The following is a 23,394-nucleotide window of genomic DNA, read 5'->3' on the forward strand; positions in this document are numbered from 1 at the left end:
GCCCTCCCGCCGGCCTCTGGCCGGCGGGAGGTTTTTTCTTTAAACCGTGACCTCCAGACGGTGTTCTCCCGTGATCTCCGGCAGCGCCACACCCTGGGGTGTCGGTACTCCGTCCAGCAGGACGGAAGGACTGCCCGTCCGCTTCACCTCGATGCGGAGCAGGCCTCCGGGCAGGGTCCAACGGGCGGAATAGCCCGGCCAGTCCGGGGGCAGGCGGGGCTCCACCCGCAGGACTCCCTCCCGGACCTCCAGACCCAGCAGCTCCCGGACCGCCGCCTGCCAGTACCAACCCGCCGCCCCGGTGTACCAGCTCCAGCCCGCCCGGCCCTCCCGGCCGGGGGCGTGGGACACATCGGCGGCAATGACATAGGGCTCCCCCCGGTAGTGCTCCGTCGGGTGGTGCTCGGGCAGCAGGGCTTTCAGGATCTCCCAGCCGTCCCCGGGCCGGTCCAGCCGAAAGCAGGCCAGCGCCAGCCAGACGGCGGCATGGGTGTACTGCCCCCCGTTCTCCCGGACGCCGGCGGGGTAGCCCTTGATATATCCCGGGTCCCGGTCCTCTCCGCCGTCAAAAGCCGGGTCGAAGAGCCGCACCACCTGGCGCTCCCGGTCAAAGAGCCGCTCCAGAGCGGCGGACACCCCCTGGTCGGCCCTGGCCCGGTCCGTCCCCCGGGGCAGGGCGGCAAAGGACTGGGCGATGGAGTCGATCTGGCACCGTCGGCTCTGGGCAGAGCCCAGAGGGTTCCCATCGTCATAGTAGCCACGGCGGTACCACGCCCCGTCCCAGGAGCGGTGGGCGGCAGACAGATACTCCTCCGCCCGGTCCAGCAGCTCCTCTTCGGTTTTCTCCTCCCCCATACGGCGGCACAGGGGGGCGAAGTCCTGCAGCACCACCACCAGAAACCAGGTGAGCCACACCGACTCTCCCCGGCCTCCCGCGCCTACCCGGTTCATGCCGTCGTTCCAGTCGCCGCCCCCCATGAGGGTCAGGCCGTGGACCCCCGGCCCCCGCTCCAACACCCGGCGGATAGCGGCCAGTGCGTGGCGGTACAGGGTGTCTGTTTTTTCGCTGACTTTGGGCACCTCGTACCGCTCCATCTCCTCCGCGGCCAGAGGCGGGGAGGTCAGATAGGGAACGGGTTCCTCCAACACCCCCCAATCCCCGGTGACGGTACAGTATCGGCACAGCACCCAGGGCAGCCACAGCAGATCGTCGCTGATCCGGGTCCGCACCCCGGCCCCCTTGGGCGGGTGCCACCAGTGCTGGACGTCTCCCTCCTCAAACTGGCGGGATGCGGCCAGCAGGAGCTGCTCCCGGACCCGGTCCGGGCTGGTGTACACCAGGGCGGCCACATCCTGAAGCTGGTCCCGGAAGCCGTAAGCCCCGCCGTTCTGATATTGGGAGGTCCGGGCCATCAGCCGGCAGGCGATGACCTGGTACAGGCACCAGCCTCCCAGATACCGGTCCAGAGCCGGGTCCGGCGTGGCGACGGTCAGGGCGGACACCCGGCCCTTCCACCAATCCAGGGTCTCCCGGCAGGTCTGGACATACCGGCGGGCGGAAAACCGGTACTCCGGCCCCCGTTTCCCGGGGGTGGTCACCAGGGTCATGGGCAGGTCCCGGGACAGGGGATGGGTCAAAGGCTCCCGACCCGCCGGACAGACCTTCAGCACTCCGGAGGTCCCCGTCAGCTCAAAGGTCAAAATGCGGCAGTTCTCCGCCGCCGGGACGAAACCCCGGGTGGTCAGGGAGGCCCCCTTCAGTTCCTTTTCCCACCGGGCGAAGCCGGGGCCGTAGGTGACCGTGCAGGGAAAGCCGTCTCCGTCGGCAAAGACAGAGATCTCCTCTCCTTCCAGCTCCAGGACGATCCGCTCCGGACCGCCCACCGCCAGGGGATCGTTGGGCCAGGGGGTCAGCCTGCTCTCCCGGGCGTTGCCCCCGGTCCACAAAAAGCCCGCTCCCGTCTCATCGGTAAGCCAGCCAAACTCCGGGTTGCACAAGATCTGGCTCCAGCCTACTGGGGGCAGCCGGTCTCCGGTCCGGATGGTGAAGGCGCCCTCCGCCGCCGTCCAGGGTGCGGGACCGGAGGACAGCTTCACAGGCGGAGGGGGAGCTGTCTCTTCTTTCCCCGCGCTCCCCGTCTCCTCCCGGGGCAGGGGCAGCACCGCCTTGGCCCAGGCCAGCACCGCCGGAGTCCCCTCCGAAGCCACCAGATGGACGCCGCCTTTAGCTCCCAGGGCGGACTCGGCTCCCAGTTCCTTCAGGCCCTCCAGAATGGCGGTACGCAGGGGACGGCGGTAATCGCCCCCCTCCTCCACCAGCAAAACCAGGTCAAAGGGATAGCCCGAGCGGGTCAGCATCTGGTGCCACCGGCACCACAGGAGGGCCTGCTCCCCCTCCTCCCGCCCGGCCACCGCTCCGGCGGCAATGGGCAGGTCACCGGAGATCCCGAAGGGCCAAAGAGCGGACTGGGGCGGTCGCTCCCGCGCCTCCTCCACCGCCGCCAGCTTGTCCAGCAGCCGAAAGCCCTCCAGGGCCTGGCGCTCCGACAGGGCCAGCCGCCGGACCAGCGGAGCCAGACTGCCCGGCTCTTCCCCCCTGAGGACCCGGCGGGCTCCCTCCAGAGCCGCGGCGGGGCTGTCCCCCACCGCCAAAGCCATGGCAAAGTCCGCCCGCTCCCCGGGCTGCAAGGCAACGGGGAAGCGGACCATGAGGCATGGGTCCGCGCCGATCCCCCGGCCCAGCTCTCCCTGTCTTCGGGAGGGCAGGGCCCGCAGGCCCCCTCGGCCCAGGGCGGCGCTCCGGTCCAGAGCCAGGCTGGCCTCCTCCCCCTCCCAGGCCAGAGCCAGGACAGGCTCCCGTCCCCCGCTCCGGGACCGGCGATGAAAGACGGCCCCCTCCCCGGTGGCCTGTCCCTCCAGAAACAGGCGTGAAAAGGCCGGGTGGGCCTCAAAATCCGCCAGCGGGCAGAGGACCGGCTCCAGGTATACCAGCAGCTCTCCCTCCAGAGGAGCCCGGCCCTCCCAGCTCAGCTCAACCCGGCGCAGTTCCCCATTCTCCCGCCGGGGGACAGACAGCTCGGTCCGGGCGGACAGCTCTCCCCGCTTCAGCGTCCAGGCGGCACCGGAGGCGTAAAACTCCCAGCGGTACTCCCCCTCCTGGTACAGGGGCGCCGGGGTCAGACCCACAAGGCCCTCCGCCCCCTGAAAGAAGAAGGATACCCCCGCCGGTCCATAGTACTCCCCCGGCCGTGCCAGGGTGATCCGGTCCTCCCCCAGCCGGGAGTCGGTGAGGCCATTGTCCCGGACCAGGACGGACCAGCTTCCGTTGGACACCAGATGGCACCGGGACTCCAGACGGCCCCAGCGCTCCCCCGCCCGCTCCAGACCGGGGCCGGCGGCCGGCTTGGGCTTTTCCGGGATGTCCCGCTCCCCCTGGCGCATGACCGGCGCGCCCACGGGCACCCGCTCCTGGAGCAGCTCCCGGTAGGCGGCCATGTCCCGGTCCCTCATGAAGCGGCGCTGCATGATGTTGTCCCGGAGGACGTTGTCCACCGCCACAAGGCTCATGCCCAGGTGGTGGGCCATATAGGAGCGGACCACCTCGTAGGTTTCTCCGGCGGGCAGGCGGGAGGGGGTGTAGTCCACCGCCTCGTACAGGCCGCAGCGGCCCTCCAGCCCCATGTCCCGCAGACGGCGCAGATTCCGCAGGGCACTGCGGGGGGCCAGCAGCAGGGCCAGGAAGGAGGAGTAGGGGGAGACCACCAGCTCGGAGTCCAGCCCCCGCTTCAGCCCCAGGGCCTGAACTCCGTGGGCCTTGTACTGGTAATTCATGGCCGGGTCGAAGGCGTAAAACCCCGACTCGGAGATGCCCCAGGGGGTCCCGGTCCGGCTTCCCCGCCGCTTCTGGGCATAGACGCAGAAGGCCAGGGTCTCATAGAGGAAGGAGTTGGGCTCGCAGGGCAGCAGCAGGTTGGGCATGAAGTATTCAAACATGGTGCCGGTCCAGGAGGCCATGCCGCTGTAGTCGTTGTCCCCCAGCAGCATCCGGCCCAGCCGCCGCCAGTGCCGGGGCTCCACCTCGCCCCGGGCCACGGCGATATAGCTGGTCTGCCGGGCCTCGCTGGCCATCAGGTCGTAGTACCCGTCAGTGAGCTTGTCCCGCTCCGCCTCATAGCCGATGGAAAATAGTTTCCGCTCCCGGTCATAGAGAGGGGCGCAGTCCATGGCCTCAGCCAGCTCCCCCGCCCGGCGGGCCAACTCCCCTTCTTCCCACTCGTACAGGCCCTCCCGCAGGGCGATGAGGCAGCCCCGCAGGTTGCCGCTGTCCACCGTGGACACATACCGGGGGTGAAGGGGACGCAGGGAGCCGGTGTCGTACCAGTTGTACAGGTGCCCCCTCCACTTGTCCAGCCCCTCCACCGTGTCCAGAATATGGGCGATCAGCTCCACCGCCCGTTTTCGGGGCAGCAGGTCCAGATCCGCCGCCGCCATGGCGGACAGCAGGGCCAGGCCGATGTTGGTGGGGGAGGTCCGCCGGGCCAGCAGGGGGCCGGGCTGCTCCTGCCAGTTATCCGGCGGCAGCCAGTGGTCCTCTGGCCGGAGGAAGTCGGCAAAATACCGCCAGATCAGGGTGGCCTCGTGGAGGAGGAAGGCCCGGTCGGCGGGGGACAGCTTCGTCCGCCCGGCGGCGGGCTGGCTCATCGCCCAGGCCAGGGCGGGAGCCAGCATCCACAGGAAGCCCACCGCCATCCCCAGGCGCAGCCGGGCAAAGATCAGGGTGAACAGCCCCACCGCCACGGAGAACCACAGGGCTTTGAAGCAGGACCACAGGCCGTCCTTCCCCTTTTCCGTCTGGGCCGCTGTCACCCAGGCCAGCAGGTCCCGGTGGGAGACTCCCATACGCCACAGGGCGGTGCAGGCGGCGGTGGCGGAGATATAGGCGTGGTAGGGCAGGAACAGCAGCTGGAGGGCGGTCTGGAGCACCGCCCCCGCCAGTCCGGCGATGACGGTGGAGTGGTAGCGCCGGTGTCTGCCGCTTCGCCGCCGGGCGGCCAGCTCGGCCCCGGACAGCAGCAGATTGGAGGCGGCGGCCACCACGGCGATGCCCCCCGCCCAGGCAAAGGCCGCGTCCCACCGGCAGATACCCAGCACCAGGGCGGTCAGGGTGAACACTGGAGACAGGGACCGGCGCAGGTTGTCAAAGATCTTCCACCGGGCCAGCGGGGTCAGGGGGTTGTCCTCCTTCCCGCCCCGGCCGTCGGGCACCCGGCGCGGCAGCCAGGGCAGCAGCTGCCAGTCCCCCCGGACCCAGCGGTGGAGGCGGGCAAAGTAGCTGTACACCTTCCAGGGGCAGCCGTCGGTAAGCTCCACCTCCCCCAGCAGGCCCGCCCGCAGATAGCTGCCCTCCAGCAGGTCATGGGACAAAACGGCGTTGTCGGGGAAGCGGCGGTCCAGGCAGGTATAAAAGGCGTCCACCTGGAAGATGCCTTTTCCGGTGTAGGTCCCCTGGTCAAAGAGGTCGTGGTACACGTCGCTGGCGGTGGAGCCGTAGGGGTCCACACCTCCCAGGCCGCCAAAGACCCGGGAGAAGAAGGAACGGTTGGCCGCCTCCAGATCCACCGCCACCCGGGGCTGGAACAGCCCGTGGCCCGACGTCACGATCCGCCGCTTTCGGTCCACCACCGGCTGGTTCAGCGGATGGAGCATGGCTCCCACCAGTTCCCGAGCGGTGCCCACGTTCAGGCTGGTATCCGAGTCCAGGGTAATGACAAACCGGGTGCCCTTCAGCGCCTCCCGGTCCCCCGCCTCCACCTCCAGACCGGTGGGCCGGTCCTTCAGCAGGCGGACCAGCTGGAGCAAGGCCCCGCGCTTCCGCTCCCAGCCCATATACCGCTCGTCCCGGGGGCTGAACTGAGGCCGGCGGAAGAAGAGATAGAAGCCCCCGCCGTATGTCTCGTTCAGCGCCTCCACCGCCCGTTTGGCGCTGTCTTTCCAGACGCATCCCTCCTCCCCCATGGGGGTCCCGCTGTCGGGCAGATCGGCCAGGATGCCAAAGCGCAGCTCCTCCCCCGCGTCCCGGTTGGCAAGGCGGTACCGTTCCAGGAGTGTGGCCAGCTTGGGACCGCTGTCCTCCCCGGTGAGCAGGGCCACCACGACACAAAGAGTCCGGCCTTCGGTTGGGATTCCCTCCCGCAGCTCCATCCGGGGCACCGGACGGGGAGGCACCAGCCGGACCAGAGCGAAATCCAGGGTATTTTTCACGATGTCGGACAGGGGGAACAGCAGAAGCACGGCGATGGCAAAGGAGCCCGCCCAGATCCCAAGCGCCAGGGCCGCCAGCAGGGACAGGCCGCACACCGCCCAGATATAGCCCGCCCCGGAAGGCAGGTACTCTCTCCGTCCCAGGGGCTGGCGGTAGAGATACCAGCCGATGTGGCGCCGGGCGCCTTCCCCCTTCCGGGCCAGATCCAGGGCGCGGCGGGCCGCCTGGCTCTCCTCCATACGGTACCGTCTGGCCAGACGGCATACCCGCTGGCGGTAGCGGCGGCGGCTGTCCTCGTCCATGTGGGGGTAGTGGCCCGAGGGGTCCTGGCGCAGGATGGCCTCCACCCGGCTGGCATTCTCCAGCACCGGCCCCCAGTTGGCGGAGGACAGGGCCCGCAAGGCGGAAAACAGCGTCTCAAAATCCCGCGCGTCCCCCTTTCCCGCCGTTAAAGCCTCAACATTGCCGCACAGGTCAGCCAGACGCTGGACCAGTACGCCGGCCAGGGCGGGGACCATCAGTGACAATTCCCGCTCGGTCAAGGGCCGCTCCCCCTGGAACGCGTCCAGATACCGGGCTACCCGCCCGCTGTCCAGGTCGGGGGCTGCCCACAGCAGTCCCTGGGCGCAGCGCCAGAGCAGACTGCCGCCCCCCTTCGCCCCACGGAGGGGACGGCCCCGGCGAAAGGCCAGCACGGCCTCCCGCCCCTCCCGCACAGCCAGATAGCGGTTGTCCAGCAGCCATTCCACCGCCGGGGGCAGCGTGGTCCGGCCGGCGCTCCATTGGATCAGCCGGCGGCAGCACGCCTCCGTCTGTATCAGGGAGGCGCGGATGGTGCGCTCCAGCTCTCTGACGGAGACAGCGCCCCACGGTTTCAGTTCCCGGGCCGCGTTCATTGCATGGTTTCTCAAATGTGCGTCGTCCATTGGGACGTTTAGTGTGTTGGACATGGAATACCTCCCGGAAACGAATAAATTTTAGTTTATCGTTTCATGTAGGGTGAGGGCTTGGTAGGGCGGGGGCTTATTCCTCCCCCTTTTGGCCTTCGGCCATTTCCCCCCGACGGGGGAATCGTCCCCCGCCGTCTGACGGCTGCCATTTTGACGGCGGCCCCAAAGGGCCGCCCTACGGGCGGGGCGTCCAGAGGCCGCCCCCTACGAAGCCATATTGTAAACCGTGCGTAGGGGGCGGCGTCCCCGACGCCCCATAATACATCCATAAACTAAAACTAAAATTTATCCTTCGTTCATTTCGGTTCAGTTTTCCCCTGTCTCTGGGTGAATATACCAAAGGTGGGGTCATTGGTTGACAAGGAATTTGGCTTGACAAACAGAACGAAATGTGCTATGATTCCGTTTGTAAAGTTAATCAGCTTTACATTTTTGAGTTTAAGGAGGTCGGGAGCTATGAAAAACCAGGCGTACCGCATGGCCATGCTGTTCGATTTTTACGGCGATGTGCTGACGGACCGGCAAAAGGAGTTCTACGACCTCTACTACAATGAGGACCTGTCCCTGGGGGAGATCGCGGAGAATTACAACATCACCCGCCAGGGGGTCCGGGACGTCATCGTCCGGGCCGAGGCCATCCTCACCGATCTGGAGGACAAGACCGGGCTCATCAAGCGGTTCCACACCATGACGGAGCAGCTCCGGCAGGTGCGGGACGACGCCCAGCAGTTGGCCGATCTGGCCGCCCGGCGTGACGACGAGGAGATGGAGGGCCTCTCCCTCCGCATCCGGGACACCGCCGACGTCCTTTTGAAGGAGTAACCCATGGCATTTGAAGGACTTTCCGAAAAGCTGTCCGCGGCCTTTAAAAAGCTGCGGGGCAAGGGCCGGCTGTCCGAGGCCGACGTCAAGGAGGCCATGCGTGAGATCCGTCTGGCTCTGCTGGAGGCCGACGTCAGCTACAAGGTGGTCAAACAGTTCATCGCCCAGGTCACCGAAAAGGCGGTAGGGGCCGATGTACTGGAAGCCCTCTCCCCCGCCCAGATGATCATCAAGATCGTCAACCAGGAGTTAACCGAGCTGATGGGCGGCACCAGCGCCAAGCTGACCATTGCCTCCAAGCCCCCCACGGTGATCATGATGGTGGGTCTTCAGGGCGCCGGCAAGACCACCAACGGAGCCAAGCTGGCCGGCCTGATGAAAAAGCAAAACAGCAAGCGGCCTCTGCTGGCCGCCTGTGATATCTACCGCCCAGCCGCCATCAAGCAGTTGGAGGTCGTGGGCGAGCAGTTAGGCATCCCCGTTTTCCAGATGGGACAGACCGATCCGGTGGACATTGCCAAGGCTGCCGTGGAGCATGCGGTCAAGCACGGCAACGACATGGTGTTCCTGGACACCGCCGGCCGGCTCCATGTGGACGAGGAGCTGATGGACGAGCTGCGGAACATCAAAGCCGCCGTCAACCCCACCGAGATCCTGCTTGTGGTGGACGCTATGATCGGCCAGGACGCGGTGAACGCCGCCAAGGCCTTTGACGACGCCCTGGACATCGACGGCGTGGTGCTGACCAAGCTGGACGGCGACGCCCGAGGCGGCGCGGCCCTGTCCATTAAGGCTGTCACCGGGAAGCCCATCAAGTTTGTGGGCATGGGCGAGAAGTTGGACCAGATCGAGGTGTTCCACCCCGACCGGATGGCAAGCCGCATTCTGGGCATGGGCGACATGCTCTCCCTCATTGAGAAGGCGGAGCAGAGCTTTGACCAGCAAAAGGCCCTGGAGCTTCAGGAGAAGCTGCGGAAAAACAAATTCACGCTCACTGATTTCTACGACCAGATGACCCAGCTGAAGAACATGGGCTCTCTGACAGAGATCGCCGGGATGCTCCCCGGCGTCAAGGCCTCCGATCTGGAGGGGGCCACCATGGACGAGAAGCTTCTTCAGCAGATGGAGGCCATCATCCTGTCCATGACTCCCTACGAACGTGAGAACCCCAACGTCCTCAATTCCAGCCGGAAAAAGCGCATCGCCGCCGGCTCGGGCACCCAGGTGGTGGACGTGAACCGTCTGCTGAAGCAGTTTGAGATGCTCCAGGCCATGACAAAGCAGTTCTCCGGCGGCAAGCTGCCCAAAAATCTGCGGAAGATGATGGGCAAAAAAGGCGGCCGGGGAGGTTTCCCCGGAATGGGCGGAATGCCTGGGATGCCCTTTTGATCGTTGGTGAAGCGCCGCGGGCGCTTTCCATATAAAATTTACAAACACATTTGGAGGTGAATATAAATGGTTAAAATCAGACTGCGTCGTATGGGCGCCAAGAAGGCTCCCTTCTACCGCATCGTGGTGGCTGACTCCCGTTATCCCCGCGACGGCCGTTTCATCGAGGAGATCGGCACTTACAATCCCGTTGTCACCCCCGCCGAGCTGAAGGTGGACGTGGACCGCGCTCAGGCCTGGATCAAGACCGGCGCTCAGCCCACCGAGACCGTCCGTGACCTGCTGAAAAAGGCCGGCGCGCTGTAAGGCTGGAGGTTTTACACGCAATGAAAGAGCTTCTGACCTACGTGGCCCAGAACCTGGTGGAGCACCCCGAACAGGTCTCCGTCAACGAGGTCGAGGGCGATGGAGAGACCGTTCTGGAGCTGCGGGTCGCCCCTGAGGACATGGGCAAGGTGATCGGCCGCCAGGGCCGCATCGCCAAGGAGATTCGTGTCCTGATCCGCTCTGTGGCTCAGCGGTCCGGAAAACGCGTCTCTGTGGAGATCGTAGACTAAAACAAAGGCGCAGGTAGTTTTCCTGCGCCTTTGTTTTATCTGAATTACTTCAATCAAGTGTAAATTTTAGTTTATCGTTTCATGTAGGGTGAGGGCTTGGTAGGGCGGGGGCTTGCCCCCGCCGTATTTTGGCGGCGGCCCCAAGGGGCCGCCCTACGGACGGGGCGTCCAGAGGCCGCCCCCTACGAAGCCATATTGTGAACCGTGCGTAGGGGGCGGCGTCCCCGACGCCCCATAATACATCCATAAACTAAAATTTACACATCACATCATATACAACTTACCACAACGGAGGATCATAATATGCCGGAACAATATCTGGAAGTGGGAAAGATCACCAACACCCACGGCATCATGGGCGAAGTACGGGTCCAGCCCTGGGCGGACTCTCCGGAATTTCTGTGCCAGTTCAAGACCCTGTATGTAGACCAGGCCCACTGGCCCATCAAGGTGGAGCGGGCCAGAGTTCACAAAAACATGGTCATCCTGAAGCTGGAGGGGGTCACCGACGTGCCCAGTGCCCTGTCCATGCGGAACGCCATCCTGTATATTGACCGGAAGGACGCGGCCCTGCCTGAGGGCAGCTTCTTCCTGGCCGATCTCATGGGGCTGGAAGTCCGGGACGCCCAGTCCGGCAAGGTGCTGGGCAAGATCGCCGACATCATGAACCTGCCCGCCAACAACGTCTATGTGGTCCGGGGCGGTGAGCGTGAGATCCTGGTCCCCGCCGTCCCCCAGTTTATCGCCGAGACCAATGTGGAGGGCGGCTATCTGCGGGTCAACATGATGGAGGGCCTGTAAGCCGCCCCAGTCCCCCGAGTTTTCCGTGATCCCGGAGGTCACTATGAAGCAAGAATGGAAGCTTTGGCTCCGGTGTGGAGTCACTCTGTTTATCCTGTATCTGGCGATCCACTATTGGGGACCCTTCTGCCACCTGGCTTCCCTGGCGGTGGGAGCCGCCTCCCCCCTTCTGCTTGGCGGTGTCATCGCCTACGCGGTCAATATCCTGATGAGCTTTTATGAGCGGCACTGCTTCCCCCGCGGGGCCGGAGCCGCCGCCGGAATCCGCCGCCCCGTCTGTCTGCTGCTGGCCTTTGCCAGCTTGGCCGGTCTGGTCTTTCTGATCGTCCGAATGATCCTGCCGGAGCTGGTGCAGTGCGTGGGGCTGCTGCTCCAAAAGGCCGCCCCCCTGGCGGAGGAGTTGGGCGTACTGCTGAACAAGAATCTGGATCTGTCCCTGATCCTCAATTCCTACGGCGCCGCCCTCACCGACGGCACCGTAGACTGGCGGGAGGCCCTGTCAACCGCCCTGAAATGGCTGGGCCAGGGGTTGGGCGGCGTCATGGGTTCGGTCCTCTCTCTGTTTTCCTCCCTGTTCTCCGCCGCCTTTACCTCCGTCATCAGTCTGATCTTCTCCATCTATCTGTTGATGGACAAGGAGCGGTTGAGCCGCCAAGCCTCCCTGCTGCTGCGGACCTATCTGAAGCCCGGCTGGTACGAACGGCTGATGTATTTCCTGCGGACCTTGAACGGCTGCTTCCGCCGCTTCCTGGTGGGCCAGTGTACCGAGGCGGTGATCCTGGGCCTGCTGTGCATGGCTGGGATGCTGCTGTTCCGCTTCCCTTACGCCACTATGGTGGGAGCCCTGATCGGCTTCACCGCGCTGATCCCGGTGGCGGGCGCCTACATCGGCGCGGGGGTGGGCGCCTTTATGATCTTCACCGTCTCCCCGGTCAAGGCCCTGCTGTTTCTGGTATTCATCGTGGTACTCCAGCAGCTGGAGGGCAACCTGATCTACCCCAAGGTGGTAGGCTCCTCCATCGGTCTGCCCGGCATCTGGGTGCTGGTTGCCGTCACCGTGGGCGGCGGTATTCTGGGCATCTTCGGTATGCTGCTGGCCGTCCCCCTGGCCGCCGCCTGCTACCAAATGGTGCGGGAGGACGTGAGAAAGCGGACCGCATCTCTCCCTGAGGACATTCCGTCAAAGGCTCCGGCAGATGACCCGGAGCGGCCTGAATGACATAAAAAACGCGCTGAGTATCATGATACTCAGTGCGTTTTTTATCGCAACCCAAATAATGCCAAAGGGAGCGCTCAAGCTAATCGCTCCACCTTCTCTTCCGCCGTTCTCTTCCCCCGCAGAGCGTCCCACTGGGACAGGATCAGGCCCAGCAGAGTCAGGACCGCGCCTCCCAGGGAGGCGGGGGTCATGGACTCGTGGAGGACTGCCGCTGAGCAGACCAAGGTGATGACCGGTGAGAGATAGATGTACACGCTGGTCTTCACTGCACCCAGCACACCCACGGCAAAGCCCCAGGTAACGAAACACAGGGCGCAGGCCCCGATGCCCAGATAGAGGAAGGTCCCCGTGTAGAGCGGGTCGGCAAACCGCTCCAGCCCCCACCGAAAATCCATCAGAAAGACAGCGGGGAGCATAAAGACCAGACCGTACAGGAAGGTGCGCCGGGTGGTCTGGAGCACCGAGTAGCCGTAGGTCCCGATCTGCCGGACCAGCAGGGAGTACACCCCCCATACCGCCGCAGCCCCCAAAGCCAGCAGATCGCCCCGCCAGTCCAGAGACACCGCGGACAGGCTCGGAAAGCTGATGAGGCAGATGCCCGCCATGGCGGTGACGAAGCCCAGGAAGAACCGGACGCTGGGCCGCCCCTCCTCCTTGCCCGCCGCCCAGGCGAAGAGGGCAGTGAACAAGGGGGCGGCGGTGACGATGACCCCGACGTTGGCGGCCGTGGTATAGGACAGGGCGATATTTTCCATCAGATAGTAGAGACAGGCTCCCGTCAAGCCGGCGGCGGCAAAGGTCAGCTCCTGCCGCCGGTCCCGCACCCGAAGCAGATGGGGACAGGCCACGAACAGGGCCGCCACACCCAAGACAAAGCGGAAAATCAGGATCTCCGCCGGGGTAAAGGCCCGCAGCAGGATCTTGGTGGCGATGAAGGTAGTGCCCCAATTCAAAACCGTAAACAGAGCGGCCAGGTGGCCCAGCGCCCGTTTGTCCATAACATATCCTCTCCCAATTGCAGCATACAAAAAGGTCCGGACCGCGCCGCGGTCCGGACCTTTGATCCAGAAACGCTTTGTCAGCAGACAAAAGCAAGTATACTTGATTCTGCCGGAAAAAGCCAGTCTCAATTTTCCTTTTTTTCGCCCGACAGGCCGGCAGCGGCCAAAATAATGTCCGGGCACCGCTCCACGCCCAGCGCCTGGCTGTCCAGGGACAGATGATAATTCTGGCACACGCCCCAGTCCCTGCCGGTATAGTGTTTATAGTTGACCCTGCGCTTTTTGTCTTTGTCCTGGAGGCGCTGCTCCGGGCTCCGTTCCGACTGGCCGTACAGGCGGACGATACGCTCCGCCCGGAAGGCCATGGGCGCGTGGACAAAGACGTGGAAGCAGTCCTCCCGCTCCCGCAAAATATAGTCGGCGCAGCGGCCCACGATGACGCAGTTGCCTTTCTCCGCCAGCTCCGCGATCACATCCCTCTGGATGCACCACAGAAAGTCGGAGGCGGACATGCCCTTCATAACCCCCGGCGTTCCCTGGCCCGAGAGGACATAGGACAGGATGCTGCCGGTGGAGGCAAACTCTCCCCGGTCCTCAATGAAGGCAGGGTCGAAGCCGGTCTTGGCCGCCACCTCCTTCACCAGTTCCTTGTCGTAATAGCTCCAGCCCAGCCGGTTGGCCAGCTCCTTGGCGATGCTCCGACCGCCGCTGCCAAATTCCCGGCTGACGGTAATGATCTTCTTCTCCATAAAGTGTTCCTCCTTGACAGTTCCTGCCGTTCAGTTCTTTTCTTCCCGAACGCTGCTCTGCTCCAGTTCTTCCACCCGGCGGCTGATATACTCCGCCACCCGGTCCGGAGCAATGCCCAGGGCCGCGGCCAGTTCCCCGTGGAGCATATCCTGGGCCCGTTTGAAGGTCCGCTCATCCACCTGGCCCAGATGCCGCCCCCGCTGTGCCGCACCCCGGCCCTTGGCGTAGATGGCCCGGATCAGCCGCACCAAGTCCACGCAGTCATAGCTCTTCAGCAATGCCTGGTAGTGCTCGTTGAGCAGGCGGGGGTTGTTGCTCTCATAAACTTCCGCCGGGATCTCCGGGATCCGGTCGATGAGGGCCTCCGCCTCCTCCCGGGTCATGACCGGTCTGGTATAGACCGTGGTATCCACCGGCGTGAAGATCTTTCCCGCCCGGAACAGGGGGGCCAGAGTATAGTAGCTGGTCCCCTTCTGGGCTCCCCGCATCTCCAGCGGGCCTACGGACTCCACCCGGCAGACGCCCTCCGCGCCATAGACGATCAGCGCTCCTACCTGATACATCTGTCCACACCTCCTGCTGTTTCTGTCAATGACAGCAACGTGCGGCTTACACTGTCCCTTCCGGGGCGCACTCCTGTAAACCACACGCTGTTTTAATTAAAATATAGCATATTTTCACAGGAGATGTAAGAAAAATTTTTGTGATTCCCTTGTTTTTGTTATGTTTTGGCTTTTTCCGCGGCGATTGCCTTCTTCAGCTGCCGGTCTGTCTGAAGGACGATCCAGACCGACGCGAAAAAGGCCGCCACATCGGACACCGGCATGGAATACAGCACACCCATCAGTCCAAAGGCCCGGGGCAGCAGCACTACCAGGGGGACCGCCAGGATCACTTCCCGGAACAGGGACAAAAAGGTGGATTGGATCGGTTTCCCCAGGGATTGCAGGAAAATGAAGGAAGCCTTGTTGACGCAGGCCAGCACGATCATACACAGGTAGATCCGAAAGGTGAGGACGGCAAACTGCTCGTACAGCTGGCTCTCGCTGCCAAAAAGCCCGATCAGCTGCCGGGGAAAGGCCTCCACCAGCACAAAGGAGATCACGCCCAGAACCGCCTCGGCGGACAGCAGCTTCCACATCAGCTCCCGGACCCGTTCAAACCGCCGGGCGCCGAAGTTGAAGCCCACCACAGGGATACAGCCCGCCGCCATTCCGATCACGATGGAGATGACGATCTGGAACACCTTCATTACGATGCCCAGCACCGTCAGGGGAATATCCTCTCCATAGATAGACTGTCCGCCGTAGAGCCGCAGCATATTGTTGGTAGTGGCCATGGCGATGACCAGGGAGATCTGGCTTAAAAAGCTGCAGAAGCCCAGGGGGATAAATTTCCCCATCAGCGACGCGCGCAGCGGGAAACTGCCCCGTCTCAGCCGCACCGCCTTCATCCGGCCCAGGTACCAGAGCGCCAGCCCAGCCGTGATGATCTGGCCCGCCACGGTGGCAATGGCCGCTCCCTTTACGCCCCAGCCCAATACAAAGATGGCAATGGGGTCCAGGATCACGTTGGCAACCGCTCCCGCCAGGGTGGATATCATGGCAAACTGGGGGCTGCCGTCGGAGCGGATGATGGGGTTCATGGTCTGGCCGAACATATAGAAGGGAATGCCCAGGCTGATCCAGGTGAAGTAGTCCCAGGCATAGGCGTAATTGCTCTCCGTGGCGCCGAATAGGCGCAGGATGGGATCTCTGGCCGCCAGATAGACCGCAGCCAGGACCAGACCGCTGCCCAGGGCAAGGACCACGGCGTTGCCCACGGTGCGGTGGGCGCTCTCCTGGTCCCGGCGGCCCAGGCTGATACTGACGAAGGAGCAGGCGCCGTCCCCGATCATGGTGGCCACGGCCAGCGCCGCTACCGTCAGGGGAAAGACCACGTTGGTGGCTCCGTTGCCCAGCATGCCCACGCCCCAACCGATGAAGCCTGGTCCACAATGTTGTAGAGGGCCGCCACCAGCAGGGATATGACACAGGGGACCGCGAACTTCAGCATCAGCTTCCCCACCCGCTCGGTGACCAAAAATTGATTGTTCTCTTGTTCCATGCTATGATCTTCCTCCTATGAATCGAATGCCGCGCAAAACTCCATGGGGCCCAACGCACCTCGGAGCAGAACTCGGCGCATTCCCCATTTGAATTTTGGTTTGCGCAACAAAAAAAGAAATGCGCAAGTCCGGTTCGGACTTACGCATTTCTGCTACACAACAGCTATATTTTAGAAAAAAATTTTGATTTTGTCAAGTTTTTTCTCCTATGGCGATTTTGCGGGCAAAATCTGATATAATATCAGCAGCCCCCTCCCCTGTTCTGGGTGGCCATGACGGGAGTGTGCGGCATGGAATCCATATTTCAGAAAGGACAACGCCCCTCAGCGGGCTGGAAACTGCCATGAGACTGCAAGGCGCGATTTTTGACCTTGACGGAGCCCTGCTGGACCGGGCCGGGGCTTCCCTGCCCGGACTGGACCCCTTCCTCTCTCTGATGAAGGTGGAGGACGTCTGGATGTACCTGGTCACCGGGGGTTCCTCGGCCCAGGCCCGCCGGGTTCTGGACCACAGCGGCCTGTCCCCCTTCTTTCGGGGCATTTTGTCCGCCCCTGAGCATGGGGTCTCCGTCACGGCCCCTGCCCTCTATGAAAAAGCGGTGCGGCGGCTGCGGACCGCCCTGCCCGCCACGGCGGTCTTTACCGCCAGGGAGGACATGGTCCCCGTTCTGAAGGCGGCAGGTTTTCCTGTGGTCCTGGTGGGACCGGGACACCCACCCGAACTCCAGGCCATGGCGGACCAGGTCATCGAGGACTACGGCGCCATGACCCGCCGGGTGGAGGGCTGAAGCCTGCCGCCCCGGAAGCATTGCTTTTTTCCAGTATCTGTGTTACACTCAAGAGCAGGTTTATGCCCGGCGGCGGTCTTGCCCGGCCGCCGCCCAAATATTGCGCTGCATCCATGGATTTGGAGCGGCAGCAGGAGGAATTGAATATGAATCGCAAAATGAACGTACGCTACCTGGCAGAACTGGCCCTGCTGACGGCCATCGTCCTCATCATGGCCTACACCCCCCTGGGTTATCTGAAGACCCCCTGGGGTGTGGAGATCACCTTCATCGTCATCCCTGTGGCGGTGGGTGCCGTCATTCTGGGCCCCGCGGCCGGCGCTTTCCTGGGACTGGTCTTTGGTTTGACCAGCTTTGGTCAGTGCTTCGGCGCCAGCCCTCTGGGCGTGATCTTCCTTCAGGAGAACCCTGTGGGCACCTTTTTCTGCTGCGTCGTCAACCGCGTGCTGGTGGGACTGGTCCCGGGCCTGCTCTATCTGGTCCTGAAGCGCTTTGACAAGACCCGCATTGCCGGGATCGCCGTGTGCTGCTTCCTGACTCCCGCCTTGAACACGCTGCTGTATATCGTGGGCAACTGGATGATCTTCTCCGACACCTGGCTGTCCCTCTCCGTCAGCACCTACGGCTACGCCGGTGAGGGCGGGATCAGCCTGCTGGGCTTCATGCTGAGCCTGGTGGCTGTCAACGGCCTAGCCGAGGCCATCACCTGCACGGTGCTTGGCACCGCCGTCTGCAAGGCCCTGCAAAAGACCTTACATCGAAACGAGGTGTCCACCGCCGCATGAAAGAGATCGGCATTATGGACGTAGGCGGCTTCCGGGTGGGACATGCCCAGAACGAAGAGGCCGCCACCGGCTGCACCGTGATCCTCTGTGACCAGATGAGCCCCGCCGGTCTGGATGTTCGTGGCGGCGGCCCCGCCTCCCGGGAGTCCCAGATCCTGAACCCGGTGGCCAACGCCGAGGGCATCAATGCGGTGCTCCTCTCCGGCGGTAGCGCCTTCGGGCTGGACGCCGCCGGCGGCGTTCAAAAGTACCTGGAGGAGCGGGACATCGGCTTTGACGTGGGGGTTACCAAGGTCCCCCTGGTCAGCCAGTCCTGTCTGTTCGATTTGACCGTGGGGAGCAAGGACGTCCGTCCCGACGCCGCCATGGCCTACGCCGCCTGTGAGAATGCCCGCGCCGACGCCCCCAACGAGGGCAATGTGGGCGCCGGCACCGGCTGTTCCGTGGGCAAGTACCGCGGGATGGAACGGGCCATGAAGTCCGGCTTCGGCACCTACGCCCTCCAGGCGGGCGCGCTGAAAGTGGGGGCTCTGGTGGCTGTCAACGCTCTGGGCGACATCTACGGACCGGAGGGAACGCAGATCGCCGGTCTGCTCAATCCGGAGCGGAACGGCCTGTCCAGCACTCTGGATGAGCTGTTCCACGACGTCACGCTGGCGGAAAACCTCTTTACCGGAAACACCACCCTGGGCGTGATCGTCACCAACGCCAAGTTCCATAAGACCCAGCTGACCAAGATCGCCGGCATGACCCACAACGGCTACGCCCGGGCCATCCGTCCCGTCCACACGACAGCGGACGGCGACAGCATCTACGCCCTGTCCCTGGGCCAGATCCCCGGCGACGTAAACGTGGTGGGCGCCATGGCCGCCATGGCCATGGAACGGGCCATCGTCCGGGCCGTCCGGGCCGCCGGCTCCGCCTACGGTCTGCCCGGCTATGACGCCATCCACGGCGGCTGAATCATCCAATATCATAATCAAATACGGCAGCGAGGGGGCAAACTCGCTGCCGTATTTTTACGCAAAAGCCCCCGGAAACGGCCTGTTTGGGCCGCTTCCGGGGGACTTTTATGGTTGTTACCCTGCCTCAGCCCCACAAGCTGGTCAGCATGGGGATAACCTGCTTCTTCCGGGAGAGGATTTTGGGCAGGAAGGCGCAGTTGCCCTCCTTGCTGCGGATATGGAAGGCCTGACAGATATTGTCCTCGTCCCCCACGAACAGCAGCTGGGTGCCGTCCAGCAGCACGTCGGTGATCATCAGGAGCACCATATCCAGCTTATTTTTCCGCCGGTTCTCCCGCATGGCCTCCAGGAACTCGTCGGTGCGCTTCAGCAGGCGCTCAGAGTCCATACAGGTGATCTGGCTCACCGCCAGGTTGTGCCCGGCGATGTGGAACTCCTTATAATCAGTGCCCAGCATCGCCTCCACCGTCTTGTCGTCGCTGCAGGTGGCGGAGAAGATGGCCTGGCCCAGCTCCTCCAGAGAGACGTTGGCGATCCGGGCCATCCGGTTGGCCACGTCGATGTCCCGCTGGGTGCAGGTGGGCGACTTGAACATGACGGTATCGGACACGATGGCCGCCGCCATGAGGCCGGCCATGGTCTCGGTGGGCATCAAGCCCTTTTCCTGGTACATCCCCGCCACGATGGTGGCCGTGCTGCCCACCGGCTCGTTGCGGACATAGATGGGGTTCTTGGTCTCAATATCGGCCAGCCGGTGATGGTCCACGATCTCCAGGATCTCCGCCTGCTCCAGACCCGCCACGGACTGGGCCCGCTCATTGTGGTCCATGAGGATCACCTGCTTCCGGCGGGGGCGCAGCAGGTGGAAACGGGACAGCATACCCACCACATGCTCATTCTCATCCAGAATGGGATAGGCGCGGAACCGGCTCTCCAGCACCTTGTTCTGCACGTCGTCGATGTAGTCCTCCAGGTGGAAATAGACCAGATCCTCGCTCTTGCAGATCCCGCTGATGGGCAGGGCTTGGCAGATCAGACGCACCGCCCGGTAAGCGTCAAAGGGGGTGGAGACGATGCAGGTCTCCGTCTCCTTCTCCAGCAGTTCCTGGCACACCTCCGCCTGGCATACGATGACGCAGTTCACGTTCAGCTCCAGGGCCCGCTCGATCATGTCGGGCTGGTTGCCGCAGATGACGATGCTGTCCGGTTTTGAGAAGATCAGATTTTCCCGCCCGGTGGGGAGGGCGATGGTCACCTCGCCGGAGATCACGTCCTTCATCTCTCCGCTCTTGTTCAGGATCCTGCCTTCCAGTACGGACAAGAGGTTATAGACGGGAATCCCCGTTATGTACGGATCGCCTACCGAAGCCACGTCGCTGCTGGCCACATCTCCCGCCGAGATCGTGCCGTACAGGGTGCCGTCCTCATTGCCAACCGGCAGGACGGAGATCTGATCCGACTGCATGGTCTGCCACGCGCGGCTGATGGTGGCAGCCGGAGACAAGATCGGCGGGGTATCATAATCCAGATCCTGGACCTGGGTGCGCAGATTGGTGATAAGCTGGGGGGGCTTTACCCCAAAACGTTCCAGCACGGCCTGGGTCTCGTCGCTGATCTGACCCAGACGGGCCGCCTGGTACCGGCGGTCCCCCAGGGCGTTTTTCAGCGCCGCGTATGCCATGGCCGAAACAATGGAATCCGTATCCGGATTGCGATGACCGGTAATATAGATCGTATCCATCAGACCACTCCTTCAAAATCCTCCGCCGTCAGCCGCCCGCGGGGGCCGGGAAGAGGCTCTCTTTTCATCCAGTATAAAGCCTCCCGCCGGTCTTGGCAAGGAAAAACTGGGAAGGTCCGCTTCTTTCCTTCCGGATTGGTTCCTTCTTCTGGCAACATCCTTTGGCCGAAGGATGCAAGCCAGACCCATCAGGCCGGAGCAGAAACATGCTCAGGCTTATTTGCAGTGGCAGCCGCCGTCACAGCCGCCGCAGGCGGAGCAGTCTCCCCCGCAATGTCCGCCGGACTTGTGGGATTTCCACAGGGACCGGACGGCCAGGGCCACCACCGCGACCAGCACCGCCAATACAATCACATTTCCCCAGATACCAGACATCGTCACGTCCTCCTTTTTCTTACTTCGCAGCCGCGGCGGCCACAGAGGTCAGGTTATGGGTCTCATGTTCCCCCTGACAGCCCTTGCGCAGCAGCAGGTACAGGATGCCCACCAGGGCGGCGGCTGCCACCACGGTCCATAGGCTGAACGCCGCCTCACCGGTGATGAGGCCGCCCAGCTGGTAGACGATCATGGACACCACATAGGCAAAGCCGCACATGTAGCCGATGGCGCCCAGGGTCCACTTGGTATTGTTCATCTCCCGCTTGATGGCGCCCATGGCCGCGAAGCAGGGAGCGCACAGCAGGTTGAAGATCATGAAGCTGTAAGCGGTGACGGCGCCGAAGTCCGCGCCGATGGCCATCCAGATGTCGTGGCTGTCCTCCAGCAGGTCGGCGCTGCCGGCATACTGGTACAGCACGCCGAAGGTGTTCACCACTTCCTCCTTGGCGATGAGGCCGGTGATGGTGGCCACGGTGGCCTTCCAGGCCATGTCGCCCATCCAGCCCAGGGGGTAGAAGATCCAGGCGATGGCGCTGCCGATGGCGGCCAGCAGGGATTCGTTGTTGTCCTCCACCGCGGCAAACCCAGCCTCCGTAAAGCCGTAGCCCTGGAGGAACCAGAGGATGATGGAGGAAAGCAGGATGATGGTGCCCGCCCGCTTGATGAAGGACCAGCCCCGCTCCCAGGTGGCCCGCAGCACGTTGCCCATGGAAGGCAGGTGGTAGGTGGGCAGCTCCATGACGAAGGGGGCGGGCTCCCCGGCGAAGGCCTTGAACTTTTTCAGCATGATGCCGGAGACAACCACGGCGGCGACGCCGATGAAGAAGGCGGAGGTGGCGACCCAGGGAGACTCGCCGAACACAGCCCCGGCGAACAGGCCGATGATGGGCATTTTGGCGCCGCAGGGGATGAAGCCGGTGGTCATGATGGTCATCTTCCGGTCACGGTCCTGCTCGATGGTGCGGGAGGCCATGATGCCGGGGACGCCGCAGCCGGTAGCCACCAGCATGGGAATAAAGCTCTTGCCGGACAGGCCGAAGCGGCGGAAAATACGGTCCATGATGAAGGCCACACGGGCCATGTAGCCCACGTCCTCCAGAATGGCCAGCAGGAAGAACAGCACCAGCATCTGGGGCACAAAGCCCAGTACCGCGCCCACGCCGGCCACGATGCCGTCCATGATCAGGCCGTACAGCCAGCCGCTGACGCCCAGAGCGGTCAGGATGCTGTCAAAGAAGCCGGGAACGATCTCACCGAACAGCACATCGTTGGCCCAGTCGGTGCCCATGGTGCCGATGGAGAAGGCATAACCGCCCATGGCGATGGAATAGATGCAGAACATGACCACCGCGAAGATGGGCAGGGCCAGGACGCGGTTGGTGACGATCCGGTCGATCTTGTCGGAGACGGAGAGACTGCCCTTGGGCGCCTTCTTCTTCACCGCCTTGGATACCACGCCGCTGATGTAGGCGTACCGCTGGTTGGTGATGATGCTCTCCGCGTCGTCATCCAGCTCCCGCTCGCAGTCGGCGATGTGGGCCTCCAGGTGCTCGGACAGTTCCTTGTCCAGCTTCAGGTCCTCCAGGACCTTTTCATCCCGCTCGAAAATCTTGATGGCGTACCATCGGAGATACCGCTGGTCCACCCTGCCCTGGACAGACTCCTCAATATGGGCCAGGGCGTGCTCCACGCTGCCGGTGAACACATGGGGCAGCTCCCCAGCCTTGTGGCTTTGAGCCAGGGCCACAGCCGTTTCGGCCGCGGCCTGACCGCCCTCACCCTTCAAAGCGCTCATCTCCACCCCCCGGCAGCCCAGGGTCTTTCCCAGCTTTTCCAGGTCAATGGCGTCGCCGTTCTTCCGCACCAGGTCGATCATATTGACCGCCACCACAACAGGCAGGCCCAGCTCGATGAGTTGGGTGGTGAGGTACAGGTTTCGCTCGATATTGGTGCCGTCCACGATGTTCAAAATGACATCGGGCTTCTCATTCACCAGGTAGCTCCGGGCCACCACTTCCTCCAGAGTGTAGGGGGACAGGGAATAAATGCCGGGCAAGTCCTGGATGACGACATCCTTGTGCCCCTTCAGCTTCCCCTCCTTTTTCTCCACGGTGACGCCGGGCCAGTTGCCCACATACTGGTTGGAACCGGTCAGGGCGTTGAACAGGGTGGTCTTTCCGCAGTTGGGATTGCCTGCCAGCGCGATTTTGATATCCATGGTTCTCTCCTTCCACTTGTTAGTTACGGCTAACTTATTTTCTTAAAAATTGACGGCATGCGCCCGCCATTCTTACTGCACTTCGATCATTTCCGCGTCGGCTTTGCGGACACTCAGTTCATAGCCCCGAACGTTCAGTTCCATGGGGTCCCCCAGAGGGGCGACCTTGCGTACGAAGATCTCCACACCCTTGGTAATCCCCATGTCCATGATCCGCCGCTTGACAGGGCCTCCCCCATGGAGCTTCACCACGGTGACTGTCTGACCAACCTTCACATCCTTCAGTGTCTTCATTCTGCTTCCTCCTCAAATCATAATACGGTTCGCCATCGTCTTATCCAGTGCGATCCGGCTGTCCTTCACCTGTACGATCAGATTCCCAGCAATCTCACTCACCACCGTTACGTCACTGTCCACCACAAAGCCCAGACCCGCCAGATGCTGGCGGACCTCGTCCTTACCGGAAATCTTACGAACGGTGACGATCTCGCCCGTTTTCGCCATTGTCAACGGCATCATGCTTTCGCCTCCCCAAGCAGTTAGTTAATGCTAACTTTTATTCAAAAAACATAGGTTAGCACTCTCTAACCCATAAATCGGCTTTAGTTTACCACTGCTAACTCTCTGTGTCAAGCCTGCCTTTTAAAAAAATTTGCAAACTC

General features: G+C 63.1%; 20 protein-coding genes. 9 read left to right on the plus strand and 11 right to left on the minus strand.

The annotated features are described in order from the left end of the window. Positions 1–39 precede the first annotated feature (39 nt). The gene (locus I6E39_RS04625) at positions 40–7,212 is read right to left on the minus strand and encodes a GH36-type glycosyl hydrolase domain-containing protein (protein ID WP_235380450.1); all 7,173 of its coding nucleotides are present in this window, start codon (positions 7,210–7,212) and stop codon (positions 40–42) included. Between the two features lie 456 nt (positions 7,213–7,668). Here I6E39_RS04625 and ylxM point away from each other — a divergent pair, with 456 nt between their 5' ends. The 6 genes from ylxM to I6E39_RS04655 all read left to right on the plus strand — a co-directional run bounded on the left by ylxM (position 7,669) and on the right by I6E39_RS04655 (position 12,000). Next, positions 7,669–8,034, plus strand: a complete 366-nt coding sequence (gene ylxM / locus I6E39_RS04630; protein ID WP_235380451.1) for a YlxM family DNA-binding protein — start codon at positions 7,669–7,671, stop codon at positions 8,032–8,034. A 3-nt stretch (positions 8,035–8,037) separates the two neighbouring features. Further along, on the plus strand, positions 8,038–9,423 hold the full coding sequence (ffh, locus tag I6E39_RS04635; protein ID WP_235380452.1) for a signal recognition particle protein: 1,386 nt from the start codon (positions 8,038–8,040) through the stop codon (positions 9,421–9,423). A 66-nt stretch (positions 9,424–9,489) separates the two neighbouring features. Beyond that, on the plus strand, positions 9,490–9,729 hold the full coding sequence (rpsP, locus tag I6E39_RS04640) for a 30S ribosomal protein S16 (protein ID WP_235380453.1): 240 nt from the start codon (positions 9,490–9,492) through the stop codon (positions 9,727–9,729). A gap of 20 nt (positions 9,730–9,749) precedes the next feature. Then, the gene (locus I6E39_RS04645) at positions 9,750–9,980 is read left to right on the plus strand and encodes a KH domain-containing protein (protein ID WP_235380454.1); all 231 of its coding nucleotides are present in this window, start codon (positions 9,750–9,752) and stop codon (positions 9,978–9,980) included. Between the two features lie 303 nt (positions 9,981–10,283). Continuing rightward, positions 10,284–10,781, plus strand: a complete 498-nt coding sequence (rimM, locus tag I6E39_RS04650; protein ID WP_235380455.1) for a ribosome maturation factor RimM — start codon at positions 10,284–10,286, stop codon at positions 10,779–10,781. A gap of 43 nt (positions 10,782–10,824) precedes the next feature. Beyond that, entirely contained in the window at positions 10,825–12,000 is a 1,176-nt protein-coding gene (locus I6E39_RS04655) for an AI-2E family transporter (RefSeq protein WP_235380456.1), read from the plus strand. A gap of 74 nt (positions 12,001–12,074) precedes the next feature. Here the strand turns inward: I6E39_RS04655 and I6E39_RS04660 are convergent, their stop codons facing one another. The 5 genes from I6E39_RS04660 to I6E39_RS11130 form a co-directional block, all read right to left on the minus strand. Then, positions 12,075–12,998 (minus strand): DMT family transporter, encoded by a 924-nt coding sequence (locus I6E39_RS04660; RefSeq protein ID WP_235380457.1) that lies wholly within the window; start codon positions 12,996–12,998, stop codon positions 12,075–12,077. A 128-nt stretch (positions 12,999–13,126) separates the two neighbouring features. Continuing rightward, positions 13,127–13,750: a cytidylate kinase-like family protein gene (locus I6E39_RS04665; RefSeq protein ID WP_235380458.1), complete on the minus strand. Its 624-nt coding sequence runs from the start codon at positions 13,748–13,750 to the stop codon at positions 13,127–13,129. Positions 13,751–13,780: 30 nt separating this feature from the next. Further along, positions 13,781–14,314: a CarD family transcriptional regulator gene (locus I6E39_RS04670; RefSeq protein WP_235380459.1), complete on the minus strand. Its 534-nt coding sequence runs from the start codon at positions 14,312–14,314 to the stop codon at positions 13,781–13,783. A 158-nt stretch (positions 14,315–14,472) separates the two neighbouring features. After that, positions 14,473–15,714, minus strand: coding sequence for an MATE family efflux transporter (locus I6E39_RS04675; RefSeq protein WP_338127114.1), 1,242 nt, complete (start codon positions 15,712–15,714; stop codon positions 14,473–14,475). Next, positions 15,675–15,857, minus strand: coding sequence for a hypothetical protein (locus I6E39_RS11130; protein WP_338127115.1), 183 nt, complete (start codon positions 15,855–15,857; stop codon positions 15,675–15,677). Before I6E39_RS11130 ends, I6E39_RS04675 begins: the two co-directional genes overlap by 40 nt. A 344-nt stretch (positions 15,858–16,201) precedes the next feature. Between I6E39_RS11130 and I6E39_RS04680 the strand changes: the two genes are divergently transcribed. From I6E39_RS04680 to I6E39_RS04690, 3 genes are all read left to right on the plus strand, one after another. After that, positions 16,202–16,645 carry an HAD family hydrolase gene (locus tag I6E39_RS04680; RefSeq protein ID WP_235380460.1) on the plus strand — a complete coding sequence of 148 codons (444 nt, stop codon included), beginning with the start codon at positions 16,202–16,204 and terminating at the stop codon, positions 16,643–16,645. A 146-nt stretch (positions 16,646–16,791) separates the two neighbouring features. After that, positions 16,792–17,430: an ECF transporter S component gene (locus I6E39_RS04685; RefSeq protein WP_235380461.1), complete on the plus strand. Its 639-nt coding sequence runs from the start codon at positions 16,792–16,794 to the stop codon at positions 17,428–17,430. Beyond that, positions 17,427–18,392 (plus strand): P1 family peptidase, encoded by a 966-nt coding sequence (locus I6E39_RS04690; RefSeq protein ID WP_235380462.1) that lies wholly within the window; start codon positions 17,427–17,429, stop codon positions 18,390–18,392. The genes I6E39_RS04685 and I6E39_RS04690 overlap by 4 nt, the downstream gene beginning before the upstream one ends. 127 nt (positions 18,393–18,519) lie before the next feature. On the opposite strand, the gene I6E39_RS04695 is transcribed toward I6E39_RS04690, so the two are convergent. The 5 genes from I6E39_RS04695 to I6E39_RS04715 form a co-directional block, all read right to left on the minus strand. Further along, on the minus strand, positions 18,520–20,136 hold the full coding sequence (locus I6E39_RS04695; RefSeq protein WP_235380463.1) for a putative manganese-dependent inorganic diphosphatase: 1,617 nt from the start codon (positions 20,134–20,136) through the stop codon (positions 18,520–18,522). Positions 20,137–20,352: 216 nt separating this feature from the next. After that, positions 20,353–20,511, minus strand: a complete 159-nt coding sequence (locus tag I6E39_RS04700) for a FeoB-associated Cys-rich membrane protein (RefSeq protein ID WP_235380464.1) — start codon at positions 20,509–20,511, stop codon at positions 20,353–20,355. A 19-nt stretch (positions 20,512–20,530) separates the two neighbouring features. Beyond that, the gene (gene feoB / locus I6E39_RS04705; protein ID WP_235380465.1) at positions 20,531–22,732 is read right to left on the minus strand and encodes a ferrous iron transport protein B; all 2,202 of its coding nucleotides are present in this window, start codon (positions 22,730–22,732) and stop codon (positions 20,531–20,533) included. A gap of 72 nt (positions 22,733–22,804) precedes the next feature. Next, positions 22,805–23,026 (minus strand): FeoA family protein, encoded by a 222-nt coding sequence (locus tag I6E39_RS04710; protein WP_235380466.1) that lies wholly within the window; start codon positions 23,024–23,026, stop codon positions 22,805–22,807. Positions 23,027–23,038: 12 nt separating this feature from the next. Continuing rightward, positions 23,039–23,251, minus strand: a complete 213-nt coding sequence (locus I6E39_RS04715) for a FeoA family protein (protein ID WP_235380467.1) — start codon at positions 23,249–23,251, stop codon at positions 23,039–23,041. Between the last annotated feature and the right edge of the window lie 143 nt (positions 23,252–23,394).

The sequence above is a fragment of the Pseudoflavonifractor phocaeensis genome (genome assembly GCF_021531375.1).
GTDB classification, from domain to species: Bacteria; Bacillota; Clostridia; order Oscillospirales; family Oscillospiraceae; genus Lawsonibacter; species Lawsonibacter phocaeensis_B.